15 protein-coding genes are annotated in these 20,513 nt (G+C 47.4%); 6 read left to right on the top strand and 9 right to left on the bottom strand.

What is annotated here, in order from left to right:
• Window positions 1–7: 7 nt before the first annotated feature.
• Window positions 8–1,063 (bottom strand): HD domain-containing phosphohydrolase, encoded by a 1,056-nt coding sequence (locus MEALZ_RS11695; protein WP_014148848.1) that lies wholly within the window; start codon window positions 1,061–1,063, stop codon window positions 8–10.
• A 392-nt stretch (window positions 1,064–1,455) separates the two neighbouring features.
• On the opposite strand from MEALZ_RS11695, the gene MEALZ_RS11700 reads away from it, so the two are divergent.
• The 3 genes from MEALZ_RS11700 (at window position 1,456) to MEALZ_RS11710 (ending at window position 7,783) form a co-directional block, all read left to right on the top strand.
• The gene (locus MEALZ_RS11700) at window positions 1,456–4,254 is read left to right on the top strand and encodes a bifunctional diguanylate cyclase/phosphodiesterase (protein ID WP_052712524.1); all 2,799 of its coding nucleotides are present in this window, start codon (window positions 1,456–1,458) and stop codon (window positions 4,252–4,254) included.
• 549 nt (window positions 4,255–4,803) lie between these two features.
• Window positions 4,804–7,041, top strand: a complete 2,238-nt coding sequence (locus MEALZ_RS11705; RefSeq protein WP_014148850.1) for a spermidine synthase — start codon at window positions 4,804–4,806, stop codon at window positions 7,039–7,041.
• Window position 7,042: 1 nt separating this feature from the next.
• The gene (locus tag MEALZ_RS11710; RefSeq protein WP_014148851.1) at window positions 7,043–7,783 is read left to right on the top strand and encodes a DUF5020 family protein; all 741 of its coding nucleotides are present in this window, start codon (window positions 7,043–7,045) and stop codon (window positions 7,781–7,783) included.
• A gap of 86 nt (window positions 7,784–7,869) precedes the next feature.
• Here MEALZ_RS11710 and nhaD read toward each other — a convergent pair whose 3' ends face one another.
• The 3 genes from nhaD to MEALZ_RS11725 form a co-directional block, all read right to left on the bottom strand.
• Window positions 7,870–9,276: a sodium:proton antiporter NhaD gene (gene nhaD, locus MEALZ_RS11715; protein WP_046061126.1), complete on the bottom strand. Its 1,407-nt coding sequence runs from the start codon at window positions 9,274–9,276 to the stop codon at window positions 7,870–7,872.
• 449 nt (window positions 9,277–9,725) lie between these two features.
• Window positions 9,726–10,229 (bottom strand): glycine zipper family protein, encoded by a 504-nt coding sequence (locus tag MEALZ_RS11720; protein ID WP_014148853.1) that lies wholly within the window; start codon window positions 10,227–10,229, stop codon window positions 9,726–9,728.
• A 188-nt stretch (window positions 10,230–10,417) separates the two neighbouring features.
• Complete coding sequence (locus MEALZ_RS11725) at window positions 10,418–12,505, bottom strand: cation:proton antiporter domain-containing protein (RefSeq protein ID WP_014148854.1); 2,088 nt, start codon at window positions 12,503–12,505, stop codon at window positions 10,418–10,420.
• A 353-nt stretch (window positions 12,506–12,858) separates the two neighbouring features.
• On the opposite strand from MEALZ_RS11725, the gene MEALZ_RS11730 reads away from it, so the two are divergent.
• The 3 genes from MEALZ_RS11730 (at window position 12,859) to MEALZ_RS11740 (ending at window position 16,801) form a co-directional block, all read left to right on the top strand.
• Complete coding sequence (locus MEALZ_RS11730; protein WP_014148855.1) at window positions 12,859–13,455, top strand: hypothetical protein; 597 nt, start codon at window positions 12,859–12,861, stop codon at window positions 13,453–13,455.
• Between the two features lie 735 nt (window positions 13,456–14,190).
• A complete protein-coding gene (locus tag MEALZ_RS11735; RefSeq protein WP_014148856.1) occupies window positions 14,191–15,852 on the top strand; it encodes a putative transporter in 1,662 nt (553 codons plus the stop codon).
• A gap of 7 nt (window positions 15,853–15,859) precedes the next feature.
• The gene (locus MEALZ_RS11740; protein ID WP_014148857.1) at window positions 15,860–16,801 is read left to right on the top strand and encodes a zinc metalloprotease HtpX; all 942 of its coding nucleotides are present in this window, start codon (window positions 15,860–15,862) and stop codon (window positions 16,799–16,801) included.
• A 259-nt stretch (window positions 16,802–17,060) separates the two neighbouring features.
• Here the strand turns inward: MEALZ_RS11740 and MEALZ_RS11745 are convergent, their stop codons facing one another.
• From MEALZ_RS11745 to recR, 5 genes are all read right to left on the bottom strand, one after another.
• Complete coding sequence (locus MEALZ_RS11745; RefSeq protein WP_014148858.1) at window positions 17,061–17,807, bottom strand: tRNA threonylcarbamoyladenosine dehydratase; 747 nt, start codon at window positions 17,805–17,807, stop codon at window positions 17,061–17,063.
• Entirely contained in the window at window positions 17,800–18,462 is a 663-nt protein-coding gene (locus tag MEALZ_RS11750) for a TatD family hydrolase (protein WP_014148859.1), read from the bottom strand. Before MEALZ_RS11750 ends, MEALZ_RS11745 begins: the two co-directional genes overlap by 8 nt.
• Before the next feature lie 24 nt (window positions 18,463–18,486).
• Complete coding sequence (gene cysK, locus MEALZ_RS11755) at window positions 18,487–19,437, bottom strand: cysteine synthase A (protein WP_014148860.1); 951 nt, start codon at window positions 19,435–19,437, stop codon at window positions 18,487–18,489.
• Between the two features lie 129 nt (window positions 19,438–19,566).
• Window positions 19,567–19,905, bottom strand: a complete 339-nt coding sequence (locus MEALZ_RS11760) for a histidine triad nucleotide-binding protein (protein ID WP_014148861.1) — start codon at window positions 19,903–19,905, stop codon at window positions 19,567–19,569.
• A gap of 10 nt (window positions 19,906–19,915) precedes the next feature.
• On the bottom strand, window positions 19,916–20,512 hold the full coding sequence (recR, locus tag MEALZ_RS11765) for a recombination mediator RecR (RefSeq protein WP_014148862.1): 597 nt from the start codon (window positions 20,510–20,512) through the stop codon (window positions 19,916–19,918).
• Window position 20,513 lies beyond the last annotated feature (1 nt).

The following is a 20,513-nucleotide window of genomic DNA, read 5'->3' on the forward strand; positions in this document are numbered from 1 at the left end:
CCGGCACTCACTTCAAATCGGCGATTGCAAAAAACTCATCGACATGGCCTAAGAAAATGTCGACCAATTCCGGGTCGAACTGCGTTTCGCGATGTCCCTCAATATAATCGACAACCCGATCGCGACTCCAAACGGCTTTATAACATCGAGCATGAGTCAACGCATCGAACACATCGGCTAATGCGACGATTCGGCCGTAAATATGAATATCATTACCCTTCAATCCGCGCGGATACCCGCTACCGTCCCATTTCTCATGATGTTCATGAGCGATGACGGCGGCGGATTTAATGATTCTTCGATCCGAACGGCATAGTAATTGATAACCGTTAGTGGTATGCGACTTGATGACATTAAATTCGTCCTCGGTCAATCGCCCCGGCTTATTCAATATTTCCTTAGGTATCATCATCTTGCCGATATCATGCATCGGGGAGGCATGATACAACATATCCATATCGTGAACGGAGAGGCTTTTATGATATTTAGCCAGCAATGCTGAAATCTCGGACAAGCGCTTGATATGCTTTCCGGTTTCATCCGAAGTCGATTCCATTAATTCGGTCAGCATAAATATCATTTCTTTTTGATTTTCTTCCAACTCCGTAAGTAAGCGGACCCGCTCATAGGCGACTTTCGCTTCCAATGCGATATTATGTTCGCGCAGTATTTTTTTTGCATGAAACAAATCGATATGCGTCTTGACGCGCGCCAACAATTCATCGGCATGAAAAGGCTTGGTTATATAATCGACGCCGCCGACGGTAAAGCCTTTCGCCATCGAATCGACATCGACACGGGCAGTCAAAAAAATAATCGGCACATCTTGATAACGCGGATTGTCTTTTAAAATTCGGCAGACTTCGAAGCCGTCCATGCCCGGCATCATAATGTCCAGCAGAATCAAATCGAACGGCGCCGGATTATCTCGAATCAACCGTAACGCTTCTTCTCCGCCGCAGGCAAACGAAAGATCGTAATTGTCTTCCTTTAAAAAGTTCATGGCGACACGAATGTTATCGATGACGTCATCGACAATCAGAATACGATTGGATGTAAGCATGGAGGTTGATTCAGTTGCTGGATGTATTGGATTTTCTAAGCGTAGCAATCAAATCCGGGATTGTCTAGAGCCTGTGCTAGGCAATCAATTACTTGCCGACTTGAATGATTTTTAAATTATACAAAGGATTTCCATTGCAAATCACGAGGGGATAACCTGGAATCAATGAGGCTCTCGCGGGCTATGCTATTGAAATAAAAATATTATAAATAATATCAAATTGAACCTTACACCGCCATGCGGCTTATTTTTCAATAATTTACGATCTATAAATGTTAAGGATAGGTTCCCGGGAACCGAACTGCCTAAAACTTGCCCATACTCAATACAAAACCATCTATAATTTGTTACAAATTACGGGCATAAAACGCTTTCCGTACTCTTACTCATTCATGAATCTCATTGTGCATCTGATTATTTTTTTTATTTTACTCTTTTTATCGATGCCGTCGGTTGCCTCTGATTTAAAGACCGACTCGGCTTCAGCATCGGTTCCGGCTCCGGTTCGCACTATAACTTTGAATCCAGAAGAACAAAAGTGGCTGGAAAAGCATAAAAAAATCCGAATCGCTTTTGACGGAGACTTTCCTCCCTTTAGCTTTGTTAATGATAAAGGCATTGTCGAAGGCGTTGCCGTTGAAATCATTAGCTTACTAAGCCAGCGACTAGGTATTGACTTCGAAATTTATCCGCACACCGACTGGAGCCGGATATACGAAGCGGCCGTCGCAAGACAAACCGATATCGTGGCAACGATGGTCAACAGACCGGAGCGTCGCACATGGTTTTTCTTTACTCAACCCTATCTCAACAAGTCGCTGGTCATCATTACCCGAAAAGACAATTTCACCATCAAGCGCCGCACCGATATCGCCGGCAAAAAAATCGCTCTGGTCGACAATTACCAATATGTCGATCGAGTTCGCGAAGAGTTTCCTTCGATCAAAATACACGCGGTCGATTCTTTCCTAGAGGGTCTTAAAGCGGTGGCGAATCGCCAAGCAGATGCCGCAATCACTTTTACCGGGACCGGTCATTTTTTAATCAATAGACACCAACTCAGCGACCTTAATATAGCGGCTTTCTACGATCACAACAGCGCAAACGAAAGTATCGCGATACGTAAAGATTGGCCGGAATTGGCTTCGATATTACAAAAAGGGCTCGACTCGCTCAGCTCCGAAGAAAAACAGGCGATCTTCGAAAAATGGGTTCCCAAAGTTGAAACCGTAGTCACCGACTATGTGCTGATCGGTAAAATTGTTGCAGCATTCGCATTCGTACTACTCGTCATGTTGCTATGGATTGTTCAAGTCCGCAGACAAAATCGCCGTATCGAGCAATCCAAGGATGAAGTGTTGCTCGCAAATCAACAATTAGTCAATCTACAAAACGAATTGGAAAACTTGGTCGAGCAAAGGACTGCCGAACTTAAAGCCAGCGAACAAAAATACCGTAGTTTGGTCGAGAATCTACGCCATGAATATTTTTTCTATCGTCAAGACCCTTCGGGTTTACTGACTTATGTGAGCCCTTCGGTCAGCAATATACTCGGCTACAGTACGGAAGAGTTTATCGCTAATCACCGCGACTTCCTGACCGACAACCCCGCTAACCTAAACATCGATAAAAACACGGATTTATGCTTAAAAGGCATGCCTCAACCGCCTTACGAAGTCGAAGTTTATGATAGCAACGGTTATATCCATTGGCTTGAAGTCATGGACTCGCCAGTATTTGACCAAAACGGCCAATGCATAGGCGTCGACGGTATCGCACACGACATTACCGAGCGTAAAGAAACGCATGAATTACTCACATCGCTTTCTTATTATGACGATCTGACCGGTTTGGCCAACCGGCGTTTATTCGCCGATCGCCTACAACAAGCAATCAATCTTGCTCACCGGAACAAAACCTCAATTACGCTATTTTATCTTGATCTGGATAAGTTTAAATCGATCAATGATACGCTCGGCCATGCCGCAGGAGACGAGGTTCTTAAGGAAACGGCGCAAAAAATACTGTCAGTCATACGCGACTCCGATATTGCGGCCCGCATGGGCGGAGATGAATTCGTCATACTCCTACCTGATTCCGACGCCCAAGCCGCCCTATCGGTTGCTAACAAGCTCATTAAGGTCTTGCAACAGCCTTATTACATCGGCGAACAAATGCTTAGCATTGGAAGCAGTATCGGCATCTCTGTATATCCGGACAACGGCACCGACGGCGATAGTCTAATCAATCATGCCGATACCGCGATGTATCACGCTAAGAAGGAAAAATTGGGTTATGCATTTTATTCCGAGGACATGCAACCGGCTTTCATAAGCTCCGAACAACTGACCGAAGACTTGACGAACACCGTTAAACATTGCCTACGAATAAGCCGAACAACCTCGGCAAGTTCGATAGAAAATACTCAAAATCCAGGCATGAACGGTCACTTTTTGATTTATTATCAGAGTCGACATGCATTGATCAGCAGCGACATCATCGGTTTCGAGAGTTTAGTCCGCTGGTATCATCCCGAACAAGGCATCTTATCGCCTTCGGAATTTTTACCGCTCGCCGAAAAATCCGGTTTAATCGATAAAATTACCGACTGGGTCGTCAGGCAGGTCTGTAGTCAGGCGCTGGCTTGGGAAAAGATGAACCTCAGACCCGCCAAAATCAGCATTAATCTTTCGGTCAATCAAATTCAACAACAAAGCTTGGTAGAAAGAATGCTACGCGATATCGATAACCTCGGAGTAACTCCGAACTGGCTGGAAATTGAGATTAAAGAGAGCACGATCATGCAAAATATCGATCATGCCGTAAATATCATCGATCAACTCAATGCTGCGGGTCTGTCGGTTGCAATAGACGATATCAATTCCGACTCGCCTATTTTGGAGCAACTCGATTCCCTTCCGGCGCAAACCATCAAAATCGATCGCGCACTGATTCGTACCCTTCCGATCAATAACGAAAATGCGAACAGCGTCATATCGATCATCAAAAAAGCGCATGCCCATGGCAAAGTTGTTACGGCGGAAGGCGTGGAAAGTGAAAATCAATTGGATTTTCTCAAAACAAACCGCTGCGATAACGTGCAAGGATTCTATTTCAGCAAGCCCTTAGCAGCAGCCGACGCAGAAAACTTTCTCAAGAGTTTGTCATGGTTTCTTGATAAAAACGACTAAATTATAACTATCCACACTTCAAATTTCGGAATTGACATATCTATCTTCCTGATTAGCAAGATGCTTCAGCTTGCCGAAGCCAAGTGTCCGAGCAGGGGCCAGTCGTAGTCGCAAAAACTAAAATATGCTATTACCCAAGCTCCAGCTTGGGTAATCTGTTCAGGAAGCTCTAGCTTCCCGACAATCAAGAAAGATTGAACGAGCGAGTCGGGGTTGATTGAGAATGTGCGAAGGTTGTGTCGGTCTCAAGAAGCTGGAGCTTGGGAAAGAGCGTGATGTGGGTTGGCTGTTTTTAGCTTGACGCGCATGGCTTGCGAACCCCGCCCTGCTAAGGATATGCTGATCTTTGGGCTTTAGCTGAAGAAACTTGCTAATCAGGTCTATCTTTGCCGAAATTTGATTAGCAATGTGGCGTATATTGACTCTGTTCATCAAGGCCACATCGAGCCGGCAAACCACCTCCATTGCAAAGACCAACACCCCAATTCCATTGAAAATGCTTTATCATAGCGCACTCGAAACAGCATACTCTTACAGACGATAATAATAATGAACACCCCGTCACTCTCCTTACAAGACCGCAGACTCTCGCTCATTCTGCTTTTCGCCGCGACGCTATTCACCAGCGCCACATTGATGTTTAGCCTACAACCGATGTTCGGCAAGCTGATTTTGCCTAAATTGGGCGGCACGCCCGCGGTTTGGAATACCTGCATGGTGTTTTATCAAAGCATCCTATTCCTAGGTTATATGTATGCGCATTTTTTATCGACACGCCAAGACACTCGGCGACAGCTTCAAATCCATGCCGCCGTCTTATTCATCAGTCTGTTGATATTGCCGGTCGCTTTGCCGGATAATCTATCGCCTCCAACCGAGACCAACCCGACGTTATGGCTGCTTGGCACACTTTTCCTTGCGATCGGCCTGCCCTTCTTTGTCGTTTCGGCCACAGCACCGCTGTTGCAAAAATGGTTCGCGCAAGTCGGCCACCACACCAGTCACGACCCTTATTATCTCTATGCCGCAAGCAATGCCGGAAGCCTGTTGGCCTTATTAAGCTACCCGTTTGTGATCGAACCGAATATCGGATTGGCTTCGCAACAAATCGCTTGGAGCGGAGGCTATGCAGCTTTATGTTTGATGATTGCCGGTTGCGGGTGGAGCTTGTGGAAAAACAAGCCTCGAACGGATGCATCGGCACAGGAAGACATACTATTGTCCCCTGAGCTCGACAACAAAACCCGCCTACATTGGCTCGTCTTGGCCTTCGTGCCGTCGAGCTTACTATTGGGCTTGACTAACTTTATCAGCACCGATATCGCATCGGTACCGCTGCTGTGGATCATTCCGCTAACGCTCTATTTACTGTCTTTCATCATTGTGTTTTCGAAATGGAACCTAAAAACACATCCGATCATGACGGCACTGCAGCCGGTAATATTGCTACCGTTCATCGCTTACTCGTTCATCAATCCGGCAATCTTACCTTATTGGCTCGACCTGGTACTGCATTCAACCGCTTTTTTCCTGGCCATCATGGTTTGTCACGGCGAACTAGCCAGACTTCGCCCCCACACGCGGCATTTGACCGACTTTTATTTGATCATGTCGTTCGCCGGCATGCTCGGCGGTATGTTCAATACCTTTGTCGCGCCGTTCGTTTTCAATGCGGTTTACGAATATCCAATCATGATCATTGCGGCATTACTGCTGCGCCCCGGACTGGATATCTCGACCGGTTATCGCTGGACTCTGCAAGCCGTTTTTCCGGCCATTGTGATTGCCTGCGGATTAATCATCTATTTAACGGTCGACGATCTGCCGCAATATCTAGACACGATCGGCACGGGCTTGATTCTATTGGCCGGCCTGACTTATGCGTTCAAAAATCAACCGTTATCTTTAGCTTTGCTCGCGGGAACATTAATCTTCTTTACACAGGGTCTGCATGGTTTGGTGTCCAACACGATTTTTCAGGATAGAACCTTCTTTGGCGTACTGTCGGTGCGTGAAAATGTTTTACTCGATGAACAAAACCGTCCGGAAAAATACCACGAGCTGTTTCATGGCACGACCAAGCACGGCGCGCAACGCTTAGCAGCTCATTTGGAAACCGTTCCGTTGACCTATTACAGCCGCCCCGGACCGATGGGTCAGTTATTTAAAAGTTACGACGAACAAAACGGCGAGTGGGTCGTCGGCGCGGTCGGCCTCGGCGCCGGCGCATTGGCTTGTTACGCCAAGGATAATCAGCAATGGACTTTTTACGAAATCGATCCGTTGGTTGTCGAAATTGCCGAAAACCCGGACTATTTCACTTATCTGAAACGCTGCGCCCGCAATTTGACCCATAATATCGGCGATGCACGCCTATCGCTGGCGGAAGAACCGGACCACAAATTCGATTTGTTGATCATGGATGCGTTCAGCTCGGATGCCGTGCCGACCCACCTATTGACTCGCGAAGCGCTCGATCTGTATTTCGAAAAACTCAAACCGAATGGTATTTTGGCGTTTCATATCACCAACCGCCATTTGGCCTTGAAAAAAGTGCTGGCCGACCATGCCAAACAAATGCAATTGGCCGCATTGATCCAAGAATTTAAAACGGACGGCTCGATACCATTGGTCACGGCCACCGATTGGGTCGTGATGGCGAAAGACGAGAAGATATTGAACCCGCTCATCGCCAGTCGGCTCGGAAGTTGGGAAAAAATGCCGTTGTATTTCGGCATGCGGCCCTGGACCGACGATTTTACGAATATCATCAGCATTTGGAAGTAACATGAAAAAATCGGCAGGTTACCTACCTGCCCTGCTGCTTTGCTGCGCCTTGCCCGTTCTAGCTATCGATTGGACCGCGAGTAATGTTCAACTGTTGTACGGAGGGGATTTCGAGTTCGGCGAGCCGAAGCGAACGACGGTCACAGTCGAACATGCCCATGGCTGGCAATACGGAACCAATTTTTTCTTTGTCGACGTCATGCCCCGCAACGATGTCGGCACCGAAGTCTACGCCGAAGTCTACACCTATTTAAGCTGGAATAAAGTAACCGGGCTCAATCTGACATTGGGTCCGATCAAGGACATTTCATTGGCGCTAGGCCTTAACATCAGCAATCTACCGGCACAAGACCACTTTAAAGCCTATATGTTCGGCTTGAGCTTCGACCTGGCGAACAGTCTATTCGATTATCTGCAATTCGACGTAACCGTCTATAAAGCGGACGATGTGAGCAGTCGCTACGGCTTGCAGTTTACACCGGTGTGGAGCCTGCCCTTTTCGATGGGCTGTGTGGACTTTAAATTTCGGGGTTTTACCGACTTCAGAACCGGCAATACCAATACATCGGGAAACTTCAACATTCTGGCACAGCCGCAATTATTGGTCGACATCGGCAATTTAACCGGTTGGAAAAAAGACACGATTTACATCGGCACCGAATATTCGCACTGGTATAACAAATACGGCGTCAAGGGTGTCGACGAAAGAGCGATTCAGGCCATGATCATCGGATTTTTTTAATGCTTACTCCGGCAGAGATGCAAACTAAATGTATGTGTCGAAGCGAAACAAAAGGTTTAGATTGCATCTCTACGGGTAAATATCGATCAACCGTTAATCAGCATATGCGCGCCGATACTGGCCGCATAGCCTAATGCGATCGCAGGCGTCCATTTCAGATGACTGAAAAAGGTATAATGGCCGCGCGCCTGACCCATCAACGCGACACCGGCCGCCGAACCGACCGACAACAAACTGCCGCCAACGCCGGCAGTCAATGTAACCAGCAACCATTGTACTTCAGGCATGTCGGGATTCATCGTTAATACTGCAAACATAACCGGAATGTTATCGACAATCGCGGACATCACACCGACAATAATATTCGCGTAAGTCGCACCCAATTCGCCGTAAATGAATTCCGAAGCGATGCTCAAATAACCGATGAAACCTAAACCGCCGACACACATGATCACGCCGTAGAAAAAGAACAGCGTATCCCATTCTGCTTTAGCAATCTGGCTGAACACATTGAAACCGCTGCCTTGTCCTTCGCTGCCCGGAACAGAATCGAAGCTGGAAAACTCGCGTCGATGCTTCATGCGCAGGTAATAACCGAAAAATTTCAGATAACCGAGACCGGTCAACATGCCGAACGCCGACGGCAGATGCAAAACCTGATGAAATAGTACCGCTGTTAAGATCGTCAATAAAAATAAACCCACAATTACCAAACCGCCATGTTTGATTTCGGCGCTATCCTCTTCCGGTAAAGCTGGTAAACCCACCGGAATAAAATAATGCATGATCGCAGCAGGCACGACAAAATTGACGATCGATGGAATAAACAGCTTGAAAAAGTCCCCAAAATCGATAATGCCTTTTTGCCAAACCATTAGCGTCGTAATATCGCCAAACGGACTAAATGCGCCTCCGGCATTTGCGGCCACTACAATGTTAACGCAAGATATCGCGACAAACTCCGGCCGGCTTGCACCAACGGTCATCACAACGGTACACATAATCAGCGCGGTAGTCAGGTTATCGGCTATCGGCGAAATAAAGAAGGCGAGAATACCGGTCATCCAAAACATTTGCCGATAACTGAAGCCTTTAGAAACCAACCAGAAGTGCAATGCCTGAAAAACATCCCGCTCTATCATCGCACTGATATAGGTCATCGCCACTAACAAAAAGAAAAATAGCTCGGCATATTCCAAAAAGTTATGGCGCAACGCTTCTTCGGTTGTTTCATTTAGACCGTGCGACGCATAAACTGCGGCGATCATCGCCCAAATGATACCGGCCGCAAGCAGCACGGGTTTAGATTTTTGCAAATGTGTTTGCTCTTCGAGTATGACTAATACATAAGCAACAGCAAATATCAATAATGCAAAATAACCGACTGCATGTTCGGTCAAATTGAGCGTTTCGAGTCCTGTAGCCGAAGCGAACGCGGATACCGGTAATAACAAGAAAAATAAGATTAAAGGAATAAATCGGATAGGCAACATTTTCTTCACAGAATATATCCTAAATGACGTGAGGAGAATCGCAAGGAGAAATCGAATTCGCTTGCACAAAAAATCGCCATTATCCAATAAGTCTTAGAACGATGCAAAGTAAACGCCCGCAAAAACAGACTTAGAACATCCTTTAAAAAAGATATTTTACTTATTTTTCAAAAATATAATAAATACCAAAAAAGCATTGAATCGATACTTTTTTGCATTCATAGCCTCGAATTCCGATTCTCCTAAAAAAATCAGTTGGGTTGTCAATATCCAGGACACATGAATGTGAAGCTACGCATTGCCATCCTTGGCACTGGATTCCGCCAATCCCTGACGGAATGACGCGTTCTTTCCTTAAGTTGGCGCTTATCCCTTTATACTGAAAATCGTTCAAGCTTATTGAAGGTACTTTGTAGGCTTGAAGCATCCCCGCAAAGTTGAATAATATTTCAGTAAGAAGGAGGCATAATCGGCTCAATGCCTTCGAACTCGGCGGTTGGATGGTGCTTTTTAATCAACCGACTAATTTCATCAATTTCATTTTTATTTATATCGACCAACACTAACAGCTGTCCTTCTTCTATAGCTTGCTCGAATTGCCTTAAGCGAGAATTACCCGAATTCATCCCCGAAAGCCCTCCCATTAAAGAGCCAATGGTCGCGCCGGCTAAAAGTACGCCCAATATAGGACCTCCGGCAATCGCAAAACCTGCAAACCGTAATCCCACCAACCCCGCCAGTACGCCTGTCGAACCGCCGAGCGCTGCGCCCCGCTCGGCAGCCGCAAGAAAATCCGTTTTTATCGTCACGCCCGCTTCCGGCAGCCCTTCGAGCGGAGTATCGCGTTTCGCCAAAATATGAATATGACACTCCTCGATGCCTTCGGCCTTAAGTTCATCGACAATTTTATGCGTGGTGGCAATATCCGGAACCAAAAAATAGATTCGTCTCATGATTTTCTCCGCAAAATTAGCAGGATAACATCCCAATCGATATAAAAACTTCCTTGTCTACATTGATACTAATTAACAAGTCTCGGTTCAACAATTATTCAAAGTTGACAATAGCGACCGATTAAGAATTACGGCCTGCTCCTAACTTAAATCTTAATTCGCTTCCCCTTTCACCTTTCACCTTTCACCTATTTCCTCCCCTCGCGTAATTCATTAAACAGCATAATATAAAGCTTCGCGCTAATTATCTCGTTTTTACTCAATTTAGCCAGCGTTTCCATTTGCTGGGCATCGAGCGTTTTTTGCCCGCTAACCGAATTGAAATCCGTTAACAATTCGTAATTCGACTCAATCATCTTATCGAGGTTTTGCTTGGTATTTGAGGCCAAGGCTTTGTATAGATCGATAGTTCGACACAATGCATCGGCGTCGTCGAAAATCTCGCCTAGACTGGTATTTTGTAAACCCTCCAACCTTCCGACCACCGTTTCGAGCATTTGATATTGAGTCCGGTAATAAATATAAAGCTCTTGAGGCTGCAAATTCTGCGACGACAAAAATAACAATCTTCGCACGCCATTGATGAGACGCTCTATTCCGTCCACCGGAAACTTCTCGTCCAACTTATTTAGCTGAGAATGCCCTTTTTCGATACGGGCCATTTGAATATCCAGTAAATTGAGAATTTTCTTATAAACCTTCTCATTAATATCGCCGCGATGATAGATTTCTTTCAATTCGCTCTTTTCCATGCCCAGCACAAAAATACGCAGTAACTTCTCAGTCAATTCCGCAGCATTCGGAAACTTGCCTTTATATTCGCTCAAAGCCTTATCATGTAAACGCTGATAACTATCGCGCATCGTCCGGTATTGTTCCTCGCTGATTTTTCTATCTTGAAACAAACGTTCCAGAGAGCTCAAGACTTCATCATATATCAATGCCTTACCTTTGTAATAACTGACTTCTTCATAATCCGTCAAAGCGTCGATACCGAGCGCGTGCATCACTTTACCGATCGTGGTCGCCTTGACCAACAAGGTAAAATAAATACAACCGATCGTGATTGCGGTAACGAAATCCTTAACCGAAAAGTCATAAGTCCAACCCGGCAAGGTCGCATCGTCAGGAATCAATAAGACCATGATGACCGCTAACGACCCTCTCAAACTACCCCAGGACAACAAATGCATCCAGGAAACGAGAATCGGCTCTTCCTTCCGAGTCAGATTCAACAAACCCAGCAACGGATAAATCGACAACGCACGCCCCAGCATCACAACAACAATCGCCAGTAATATAGGCAGAATCGCAACATGCAAATCGATCGATTGTTTGACGAACAACAAACCCATTAAGATGAAAACCAGCGAATTCGTCACGAAACCGAAATAACTCCAAAACTTTTCCATGTATTCTTCGACGCCGTGCGACATTTTGAACCGGCCGAAATTACCGATCACCATCGACGCGACCAAAGTTGCGATAATCGATGAGAAGCGAAGCTGCTGACCGAATAACACAATATGCTCGGAGATCACCTCGGTCAAAATGAACGTAAAATGCGCAACCAGCAATGTCAGCGTAATTTCTAAATGCTCATGACCTTTGACCCATTCGATTAGTTTCGCGAATACAAAACCCATTAACAAGCCGAACATAATTCCGCCGAACAGCATGATAAAAAAATTCAAAAAACCGTTCGCAACCGAAGTCGATCCGGCAAAACCATGCAGTAAAATTTCAAGAAAAACCAAAAAAATAGCGAACGCGGTACCGTCGTTAAACAAGCTTTCGCCTTCGAAAATCAACGTGAGCCTTTTCGGCGCTCCGTAATCTTTGAATAAAGACAATACGGCGACCGGATCGGTCGAAGATATGATCGCGCCGAATAACAAGGTCACGATAATCGGCACTTCAAAGCCAATCCATCTGAACACATAAAAACCGGCGATACCGATAAAAAAAGTCGACACCAACATGCCCGGTATCGCCAGCAAACTGATCGCCCGGATATTGTTAATCATGTCGCCGATTTTGATGTTATAAGCCGATTCGAAAATCAAAATCGGTAAAAATACGAAAAACAACAACTCGGGCGTCAGCTCGAAACTATTGATAAACGCGAAGGCTTCGACCCGCGACAAGGGCACCAATAACGAACCGACGATCACCAACAGCACGGTATAAGGGATGCGGGCCTTTTGCGCCGCCATGTATACACCCAACGAAATTAGCATCAAGCTAAACAACGCTAAAAATACTTCAAGATTCATTCAGAGGCCTCGAATAGAGAAGAACGGCAAATGCCGGTGAGCAGCTTTTCACAAACGATTTCGGACCGGCCGGCCATTTTAACGCCCAATCGGCTTTTTACATATACTTCGCGCGGTCATGTTTGCGGATTTTATGACAAGGCCATTTTGTTCGACGCTTACTGGGAAGTCAGAGTTAGACTGTGCGAAAACTGACAGTCGACAATATCCGCAACTGTCGAACAAATGATCACATCAAATTGCTCGATGGTAAAAGTCAGCTATGTTGACTATTACCGCTATCGCAGACAATGTTTTTAAAAACCCTATTTTGCCGTATATTAGCGACTACTCTAATCGTTAGGAACGCACTTATGAGCCGACATAAAAACCCTTGGAATATTGACGGCATTATCCGGAATATCTATCTCAATGAAATTATTTTTCTAGGCCTAATCGGATTGTGTTTTATCGGCGACCTGATCGGCTACTTATCCGAACGAGCGGTGCTTTTTTACTGGTTGACGATGACGCCGATTTTTTTTATTAGCTCTGTTATTAGCGAAAAAGCCGCCGCACTGCAAAGCGGAAGAGATACGCCGCATTTTCTAAAATACGAAGCGATTTTTTGGCTGAGTGCTTTCATTGCGGTAATGCTAATCATGCTACTTTGGCATGCCAGCATTATCGAAACCGAAGCAACCGGTTTGATTATTCACATCATTCTTGCTCATACCATGCTCCTAACCGGAACGCTACTCGGTATTCGCTTCTATTTAATCGGTTTTTTTCTATTTTTAACGGCAGGACTCACGATTGCGGTAGAAGGCGAAGTCGGACGCTCGGTATTCATCGCGGTACCCGTTATTATTTTAGGACTCTATTACGAAAAATATTTTTTGTTTCCTTCCATCCGAAACAAAATCGAACAGGCTTATCGAGGCGATGAAATTTACGAAGATGAAGAGTAAACCCTGTTCGACTTCGGCAAATTTTATTTGTCGACCGCCATCTTAAAAGGCCGTCCTCTAATAATAGGCCAACATAAGATCTGTTTTGCGAGAATGCCGGTAACATTCAAACTAACGCCAAGCCTCCAGCCATACCCATCGTAGATCAAAATTCGGCACCGGGGTGCACGTCAAAGGACGCCGTGAATACGTCCCTGTAGGCTCTATGCCAGCTCCATGCTGGCAAAGCCTTTGCAATCGCCAAGGATGACGTGAATGTCGATTTTGCATTACGCCATGGATGGCGTGTATTAGGGCAATGCAGGAGCAATTGCCGAGGAGCAAAAATCGACCTAACACCCCGGCGCCTCCTCAGGCACTGCCGAAATTTGAAGTGCGAGAGGTATACTAAATTCCAGAATCTCTTGGTAATATGCGGCCATATCCTTAATATACCCATCGCAGATCCAAATTCGGTACCGGGGTGTTCGTCAAAGGGCGCAGTGAATACATCCATGTAGGCTCTATGCCAGCATCCATGCTGGCAAAGCCTTTGCAATCGCCAAGGATGGCGTGAATGTCGATTTTGCAGGAGCAAAAATCGACCTAACACCCCGGCGTCCCCTTAAACAATACCGAAATTTGAAGTGTGAAAGGTATAACTATAAAAATTTATTAAATAGGCTCCTCGCCTGTCACACTCCATGCCTTTAACCAATTTTTTTAGTCGAGCATTTAGGGAGTCATTCGTTTTCTATGAATTGGTTTATCGAGCTCATCAGCGAGGAATCGGTCCCGCACAGCCTAATCGTCATCAGTCTGGTTTCCGCGTCGGGGCTAGCCCTAGGCCGGCTCAAACTATTCAACTTTAACCTAGGAATTGCAGGCGTATTGTTTACCGGATTGGCTTTCGGCCATTTCGAGGTCACCATTTCCTCCGAAATCCTGTATTTTTTGAGAGAATTCGGCCTTATTCTGTTCGTTTATGCAATCGGACTTCAAGTCGGTCCCGGCTTTATTCATGCGTTTTATCATCACGGCATATTGTTAAACATCTTGGCCGCGACGATCGTGCTGCTTGGCGCCCTAACGGCCGTGTCGATCGGGCTGATCGAAAATATTCCGATTGCCGCGATAGTCGGTTTATTTTCGGGCGCGACGACCAATACACCGTCCCTTGCTGCGGCTCAAGAAGTCTTAGGCGGTTTACCGATGATCGACGCCGAAACCTTAAAACTCCCCGGCATGGGCTATGCGGTCGCCTATCCGTTCGGAATTATCGGCATCATTTTATCCATGCTTCTGATCAAGCGGGTTTTCAACGTGATGATTCAGCACGAAGCCGATGTGTTCTCGCGCATTCAGCGGGCCAATACTCAAGCACCGGTCTGGAAAGATCTAACGGTCGAAAATCCGAATCTTAATAATATCGCGATCGGCGAGATTTCATTTTTCGAAGCAATGGGCGTCGTGGTAACTCGAATACTTCATGACGGGCAAGTCCATGTTGCCTCAATTGACAGCAAACTGCATACCGGCGACTCGATTCGTCTAGTCGGCAGCCCGAAACAATTGGCAAAACTAAAAATGTTGATCGGCCCGGAGGCTATCGTCAATCTTCATGATATAAGCAGTAACCTTCACACCGGCCGTTTCGTCGTCACTAACAAAAAGGCCGTCGGACAATCGATCGCGCATCTTCGCGCTTTATTCGGCGTCACGATATCGAGAATACATCGGCCTGATGTGGAATTTACGCCGACCGGCGCGATGCACGTCCATTTCGGCGACGAGTTGCTGGCTGTCGGCAGCAAGGAAGGCCTGGCAGGTCTCGAGGAACTGCTGGGCAATTCGCTCGAAACTTTGAATCATCCGCAAATCGTGCCGATCTTCATCGGCATCGGCCTTGGTATCTTACTTGGTAGTTGGCCGATCTGGATTCCCGGCATGCCTTCGGCGGTCAAATTAGGCCTGGCAGGGGGACCTTTGATTATCGCGATTATATTGAGCCGCATCGGCAATTGGGGCACGATGACTTGGCATCTACCGAAAAGCTCAAACATTATTCTCAAAGATATGGGAATCGTTTTATTTCTCGCCGCAGTGGGCCTTCATTCCGGCGACAGATTCATCGAAACGCTCATTCATGGCGACGGTTTCTATTGGATGGCCTGCGCGGCATTGATTACGCTATTGCCGTTGCTGCTCGTCGGCTTTTTTGCACGATTGTTTTTTAAGCTGAATTATTTATCATTGTGCGGCTTGTTGGCCGGCAGCATGACCGATCCGCCGGCCTTGGCTTTTGCTAACGGGCTTAGCCCTTCTCCTGCCGTCTCGATCGCCTATGCAACCGTTTATCCGTTAGTCATGATTCTCAGAATCATTGCCGCACAATTGATGATCATCTTGTTAATTTAGCGAATCCATGAAACGCCATACGATCGCCAACCGTTTTTACTCCTTGATTCTGCTCTTATCGATGGCAAGCTATACGGCCTTGTTGGGCTGGCTATTTGCCGGCTTGGATGGACTGATCGCATTATCATTGTCCTGCTTGCTGGTCGTCACTTTGAATCCGACGCTGTCTCCGCATTGGCTGATGAGCCTTTATGGTGCAATTCCGATCACACCGGACAGAGCGCCCGAACTTTATCAATTATTACTGCACATCGCCCAGCGCTCAGGCCTAAAAACGTTGCCGGTTTTATACCGCGTGCCGAGCAGCACGCTCAATGCCTTTACGACCGGAGGCCAAAACCATGCCGCCATCGCCTTAACCGACGGCTTGTTCGGTCAACTAAGCTTGCGCGAATTGGCAGGCGTACTGGCCCACGAGGCCAGCCATATCCGTAATAACGACATTTGGATCATGGGCTTGGCCGATTTATTCAGCCGCGGCACCAGCCTATTATCGTTGTTCGGGCAATTGATCTTATTGATCAATTTACCGTTTGTTTTATTGACCGAAGCCCGTTTTAACTGGCCGTTGGTTTTGCTGATGATTTTCGCACCCTATATCAGTGCATTGACCCAACTGGCACTCTCGAGAACCCGAGAATTCGATGCCGATCTATGTGCGGCCGAAGTCACGGGCGACCCTCGCGGTTTGGCCTCGGCGCTGACTAAAATCGAACACGCTCAATATTCGCTCTGGGAACGAATTTTCTTTCCCGGCGGGCGCGATTCCGCCCCCTCATTACTTCGCACCCATCCGCCAACCGAAGAACGCGTGAAACGTCTGCTCGAGCTCGAAACAGACCAGTCTTTCCAAGCCATGGCCTATCCGGAGTTGATCGATTATCGAGCCCGACTCGGCGACCGAGTTGCCAAACGCCCCCGGCGCCATATCACCGGCCTGTGGTTCTAATAACTTCCCCAAAGATTCACACGCTCTGCCTCACTACCATTAAGTTAACAGAATCCCTCGTTCCGGCATGGATTACCGGAATCCAGTTGCCATGAATGACAGGCTTTTCTCGTTCCCACGGTCCTGAGACTGTGAAAGTATTCAATATAACGAACTAACCATGAAGTCCATAAAGTGACATGAAGAATTAGTTCGATGATTTTTTTGCTTTTTTCTTCATTACCTTCATGCTCTTCATGGTGAAATGCTTTTTCTAGGATTAAGGCTTTTTCGAACCGAGTGCTTGTTCCTGCATCAAAGCACGTATCACGACCGATGCGCAGACCCCGCCAAAAGCCGCCGGCAAATACGAGATCGTTCCGTAGGCGGATTTTTTATAAGGGTTGCCTTCGCTCATCATCAAGGACTCCTTAATCACGGCCTCGGGCGAAAACACGGTTTTAAGGCCGCTCCGAATACCCATTTTTCGCAAGCGAATCCGAATGAACTGCGCGAACGGGCAATGATAGGTCTTGGAAATATCGACCACTTTGATTTGCGTCGGATCAAGCTTGCCGCCAGCCCCCATCGAACTGACGATTTTCATTTTGCGCCGCTTGGCTGCCTGTATCAACGTAATTTTCGGCTTCAAACTATCGATCGCATCGACCACATAGTCGTATGGCGTGTTCAATATCTCGGGCGCGGTATCGGGCGTGATGAATTCGTGCCTGACGTGCAGTTTCAAACCGGGGTTGATCGCAAGCAGGCGCTCGCCCATGATATCGGCTTTCGATTGACCATGCGTCGTCGCCAACGCCGGCAATTGACGATTACGGTTACTCGGCTCGACCACGTCGCCGTCTACGATGGTCATTTCGCCGACACCGGCACGGCATATGAATTCGGCCGCGAACGAGCCGACTCCGCCCATACCGACCACTAAAACATGGGCCTTCTGCAAGCTCTCCAGTTTGGCAGGTCCGATCAATAATTCGGTACGGGACAGCCAGCTTAAATCAGTCATGTAAAAAAACTCGGTTAAAATTATTTTCGAGGTGTTGTTGAAGTTCGGGCAAATCGATTTGCAAAATAGCCGCCGCAGTCCGGTATATACTATCGATAGCCAGACCGGAATCGTCGGTTTCCAAAAAAAACCGGTCTCTGGACACGGCGGGCAATACCTTAGCGGCATTGCTGCTAGGATGCAACAAAGCCTTTCCGAACGATAGATAACACCCCCGATCGACCAGGCACGCCGCGATTGAAGGCTTATTGTTGAAGCCATGCACGATCCAAGGCACCGAGGATTTTCGTTTCGATTTGATACGGAGTAATTCGCTGAAAGCGCGCACGCAATGAATCACGACCGGTTTCCCGCATTGCTCGGCAAGTTCTAGCTGCGCGATGAAGATCGATTCTTGCTCGGAAAAAGGCGCGCCGGTCAATCTATCGAGACCGCATTCGCCGAGTGCCAGTAAATTCTTATCGGCTAATGCGGACTCTAGAGTTCGCAGGGACGCTCTACAATCCTGCCGTTCGATAAACCACGGATGAATTCCTAATGAATAATAACCGGTTCGCGGTTCTTGGCCGGCCCATTCCGAGGTATCGAAATTGACAATGACCCTGCCCTCGCCTTTGCCATGCCTGTGAATATCGATAAAAACATCGGGCGGCATCGATAGACTGGATTCAAGCGTGATTTAGTGGAGGGAATCGAACAACACCGAACTCAAATAGCGTTCGCCGGAATCGGGCAATATTACGACGATGGTTTTACCCGCAAATTCGTCCTCTTCGGCTAACCGAATCGCCGCCACCATAGCCGCGCCGCAGGATATACCGCAAAGAATGCCTTCCTCTTGCGCTAATCGTCTAGCCATCTCAACCGCCTCCATACTTTCGACTTGTTCGATCCGATCGACGACTGATAAATCGAGCGTATCCGGAATGAAACCGGCGCCGATACCTTGAATTTTGTGCGGTCCCGGTTGCAATTCCTGACCGGCTAATTTTTGCGAAATCACCGGACTTTCCTTCGGCTCGACCGCGACGGACAAGATATTTTTGCCTTGGGTCTGTTTGATATAGCGCGACACACCGGTGATCGTTCCACCGGTACCGACACCGCTAACTAGGACATCGACACTGCCGTCGGTATCGTTCCAAATTTCAGGACCGGTAGTTTTTTCATGAATCGCGGGATTGGCCGGATTTTTAAATTGCTGCGGCATAAAATAACGATCCGGATCGCTTTGCACGATTTCTTCGGCGCGCTGAATCGCGCCCTTCATGCCTTCGGCGCCCGGCGTCAAAAATAATTGGGCGCCGAACGCGGCCAAGACTTTACGCCGCTCGATACTCATCGTGTCGGGCATCGTCAAGGTCAATGAATAACCGCGCGCCGCGGCGACATAAGCTAGGGCAATACCGGTATTGCCGCTGGTCGGTTCGACGATTTCGATGCCGGGTTTCAAGATACCTCGTTGTTCGGCATCCCAAATCATCGCCGCGCCTATTCTGCATTTAACCGAATATGCCGGGTTCCGGCCTTCGATCTTGGCCAATACCGTAGCCTTGTTGCCGGCGATACGGTTTAGTTTCACTAATGGCGTACGGCCTATCGATAATGAATTGTCATCGAAAATATTCATATCCCCTCCTGTTTTAATTAACTTGTCGAGGGCCTGATGATTTCATTTTTGTTCCTAAGCTGGCAAGTTTTTTCTTGCCGGTCGAATACTGACAACTTGGCATTATGCGAAGAGTTTATTGCTAACCCATCACCCCGGCGGCCAGCGCATCGAACGTCCGCCGAGCAAATGCAGATGCAGATGATACACTGCTTGGCCGCCATGCTCGTTGCAGTTAATGACGGTCCGGTAACCGTCCTCGGACAAGCCTTCCTGAGCCGCCAACTTCGCTGCTGTCAGCAATAAATGACCGGCCAAGCCGGCATCGTCGAGCTCGTTCAACGTGGCGATATGAATTTTCGGAATGATCAAGATATGAACCGGCGCTTGCGGATGAATATCCCTGAACGCCAAGACTTTATCGTCTTCATAAACCGTATCCGGCTTGATCTCGCCGCTCACCATTTTGCAAAACAAACAATCTGTCATCGTAAGCTCCTCAAACTTGACGGCGTCCGTTAAACGCGTGCGATAACGTGCCGCTGTCGATATATTCCAATTCGCCGCCCATCGGCACGCCATGTGCGATACGCGTGGCCTTGACTTGATATTTCTTCGCCATCTCGGCAATTAGGTGCGCGGTCGCCTCGCCTTCAACGGTCGAATTGGTCGCTAAAATAATTTCGCCTACATCGCCTGCCGCCAATCTATTTTCCAGCAAATTCAAACCGATTTCTTCGGGACCTATGCCGTCGAGCGGAGATAGGTGTCCATGCAACACAAAATAAACGCCCTTAAAGGTTGCAGCTTGCTCGACCGCCCAAACATCGGCCGGGCTTTCGACGACGCAAACCATCGATGAATCGCGAGATTTATCGGCACACAGCCGGCATAGCTTGTCCTCGGTCAAAGTTCTGCATTGTTCGCAATAAGCGATTTTTTTGCTGGCCGATAATAATGTTTCGGCCAAGCGCATAGCGCCATCCCTGTCTCGCTGCAACAAGTAAAACGCCATTCGCTGCGCCGATTTAGGGCCGACGCCGGGCAAGGCGCATAAATCCGTAATCAGTTGCCCGAGCAATCCCTGTCTGATCATA

It is taken from the genome of Methylotuvimicrobium alcaliphilum 20Z (genome assembly GCF_000968535.2).
Classification (GTDB): Bacteria; Pseudomonadota; Gammaproteobacteria; order Methylococcales; family Methylomonadaceae; genus Methylotuvimicrobium; species Methylotuvimicrobium alcaliphilum.

Coding starts and splice junctions, on each gene's coding strand:
- recR (WP_014148862.1), bottom strand. CDS start 20,512: ATGATCAGACAGGGATTGCTCGGGCAACTGATTACGGATTTATGCGCC.
- MEALZ_RS11710 (WP_014148851.1), top strand. CDS start 7,043: ATGAAAAAATCGGCAGGTTACCTACCTGCCCTGCTGCTTTGCTGCGCC.
- MEALZ_RS11760 (WP_014148861.1), bottom strand. CDS start 19,905: ATGACAGATTGTTTGTTTTGCAAAATGGTGAGCGGCGAGATCAAGCCG.
- MEALZ_RS11750 (WP_014148859.1), bottom strand. CDS start 18,462: ATGCCGCCCGATGTTTTTATCGATATTCACAGGCATGGCAAAGGCGAG.
- MEALZ_RS11720 (WP_014148853.1), bottom strand. CDS start 10,229: ATGAGACGAATCTATTTTTTGGTTCCGGATATTGCCACCACGCATAAA.
- MEALZ_RS11740 (WP_014148857.1), top strand. CDS start 15,860: ATGAAACGCCATACGATCGCCAACCGTTTTTACTCCTTGATTCTGCTC.
- MEALZ_RS11735 (WP_014148856.1), top strand. CDS start 14,191: ATGAATTGGTTTATCGAGCTCATCAGCGAGGAATCGGTCCCGCACAGC.
- MEALZ_RS11705 (WP_014148850.1), top strand. CDS start 4,804: ATGAACACCCCGTCACTCTCCTTACAAGACCGCAGACTCTCGCTCATT.
- MEALZ_RS11725 (WP_014148854.1), bottom strand. CDS start 12,505: ATGAATCTTGAAGTATTTTTAGCGTTGTTTAGCTTGATGCTAATTTCG.
- nhaD (WP_046061126.1), bottom strand. CDS start 9,276: ATGTTGCCTATCCGATTTATTCCTTTAATCTTATTTTTCTTGTTATTA.
- MEALZ_RS11730 (WP_014148855.1), top strand. CDS start 12,859: ATGAGCCGACATAAAAACCCTTGGAATATTGACGGCATTATCCGGAAT.
- MEALZ_RS11700 (WP_052712524.1), top strand. CDS start 1,456: ATGAATCTCATTGTGCATCTGATTATTTTTTTTATTTTACTCTTTTTA.
- cysK (WP_014148860.1), bottom strand. CDS start 19,437: ATGAATATTTTCGATGACAATTCATTATCGATAGGCCGTACGCCATTA.
- MEALZ_RS11745 (WP_014148858.1), bottom strand. CDS start 17,807: ATGACTGATTTAAGCTGGCTGTCCCGTACCGAATTATTGATCGGACCT.
- MEALZ_RS11695 (WP_014148848.1), bottom strand. CDS start 1,063: ATGCTTACATCCAATCGTATTCTGATTGTCGATGACGTCATCGATAAC.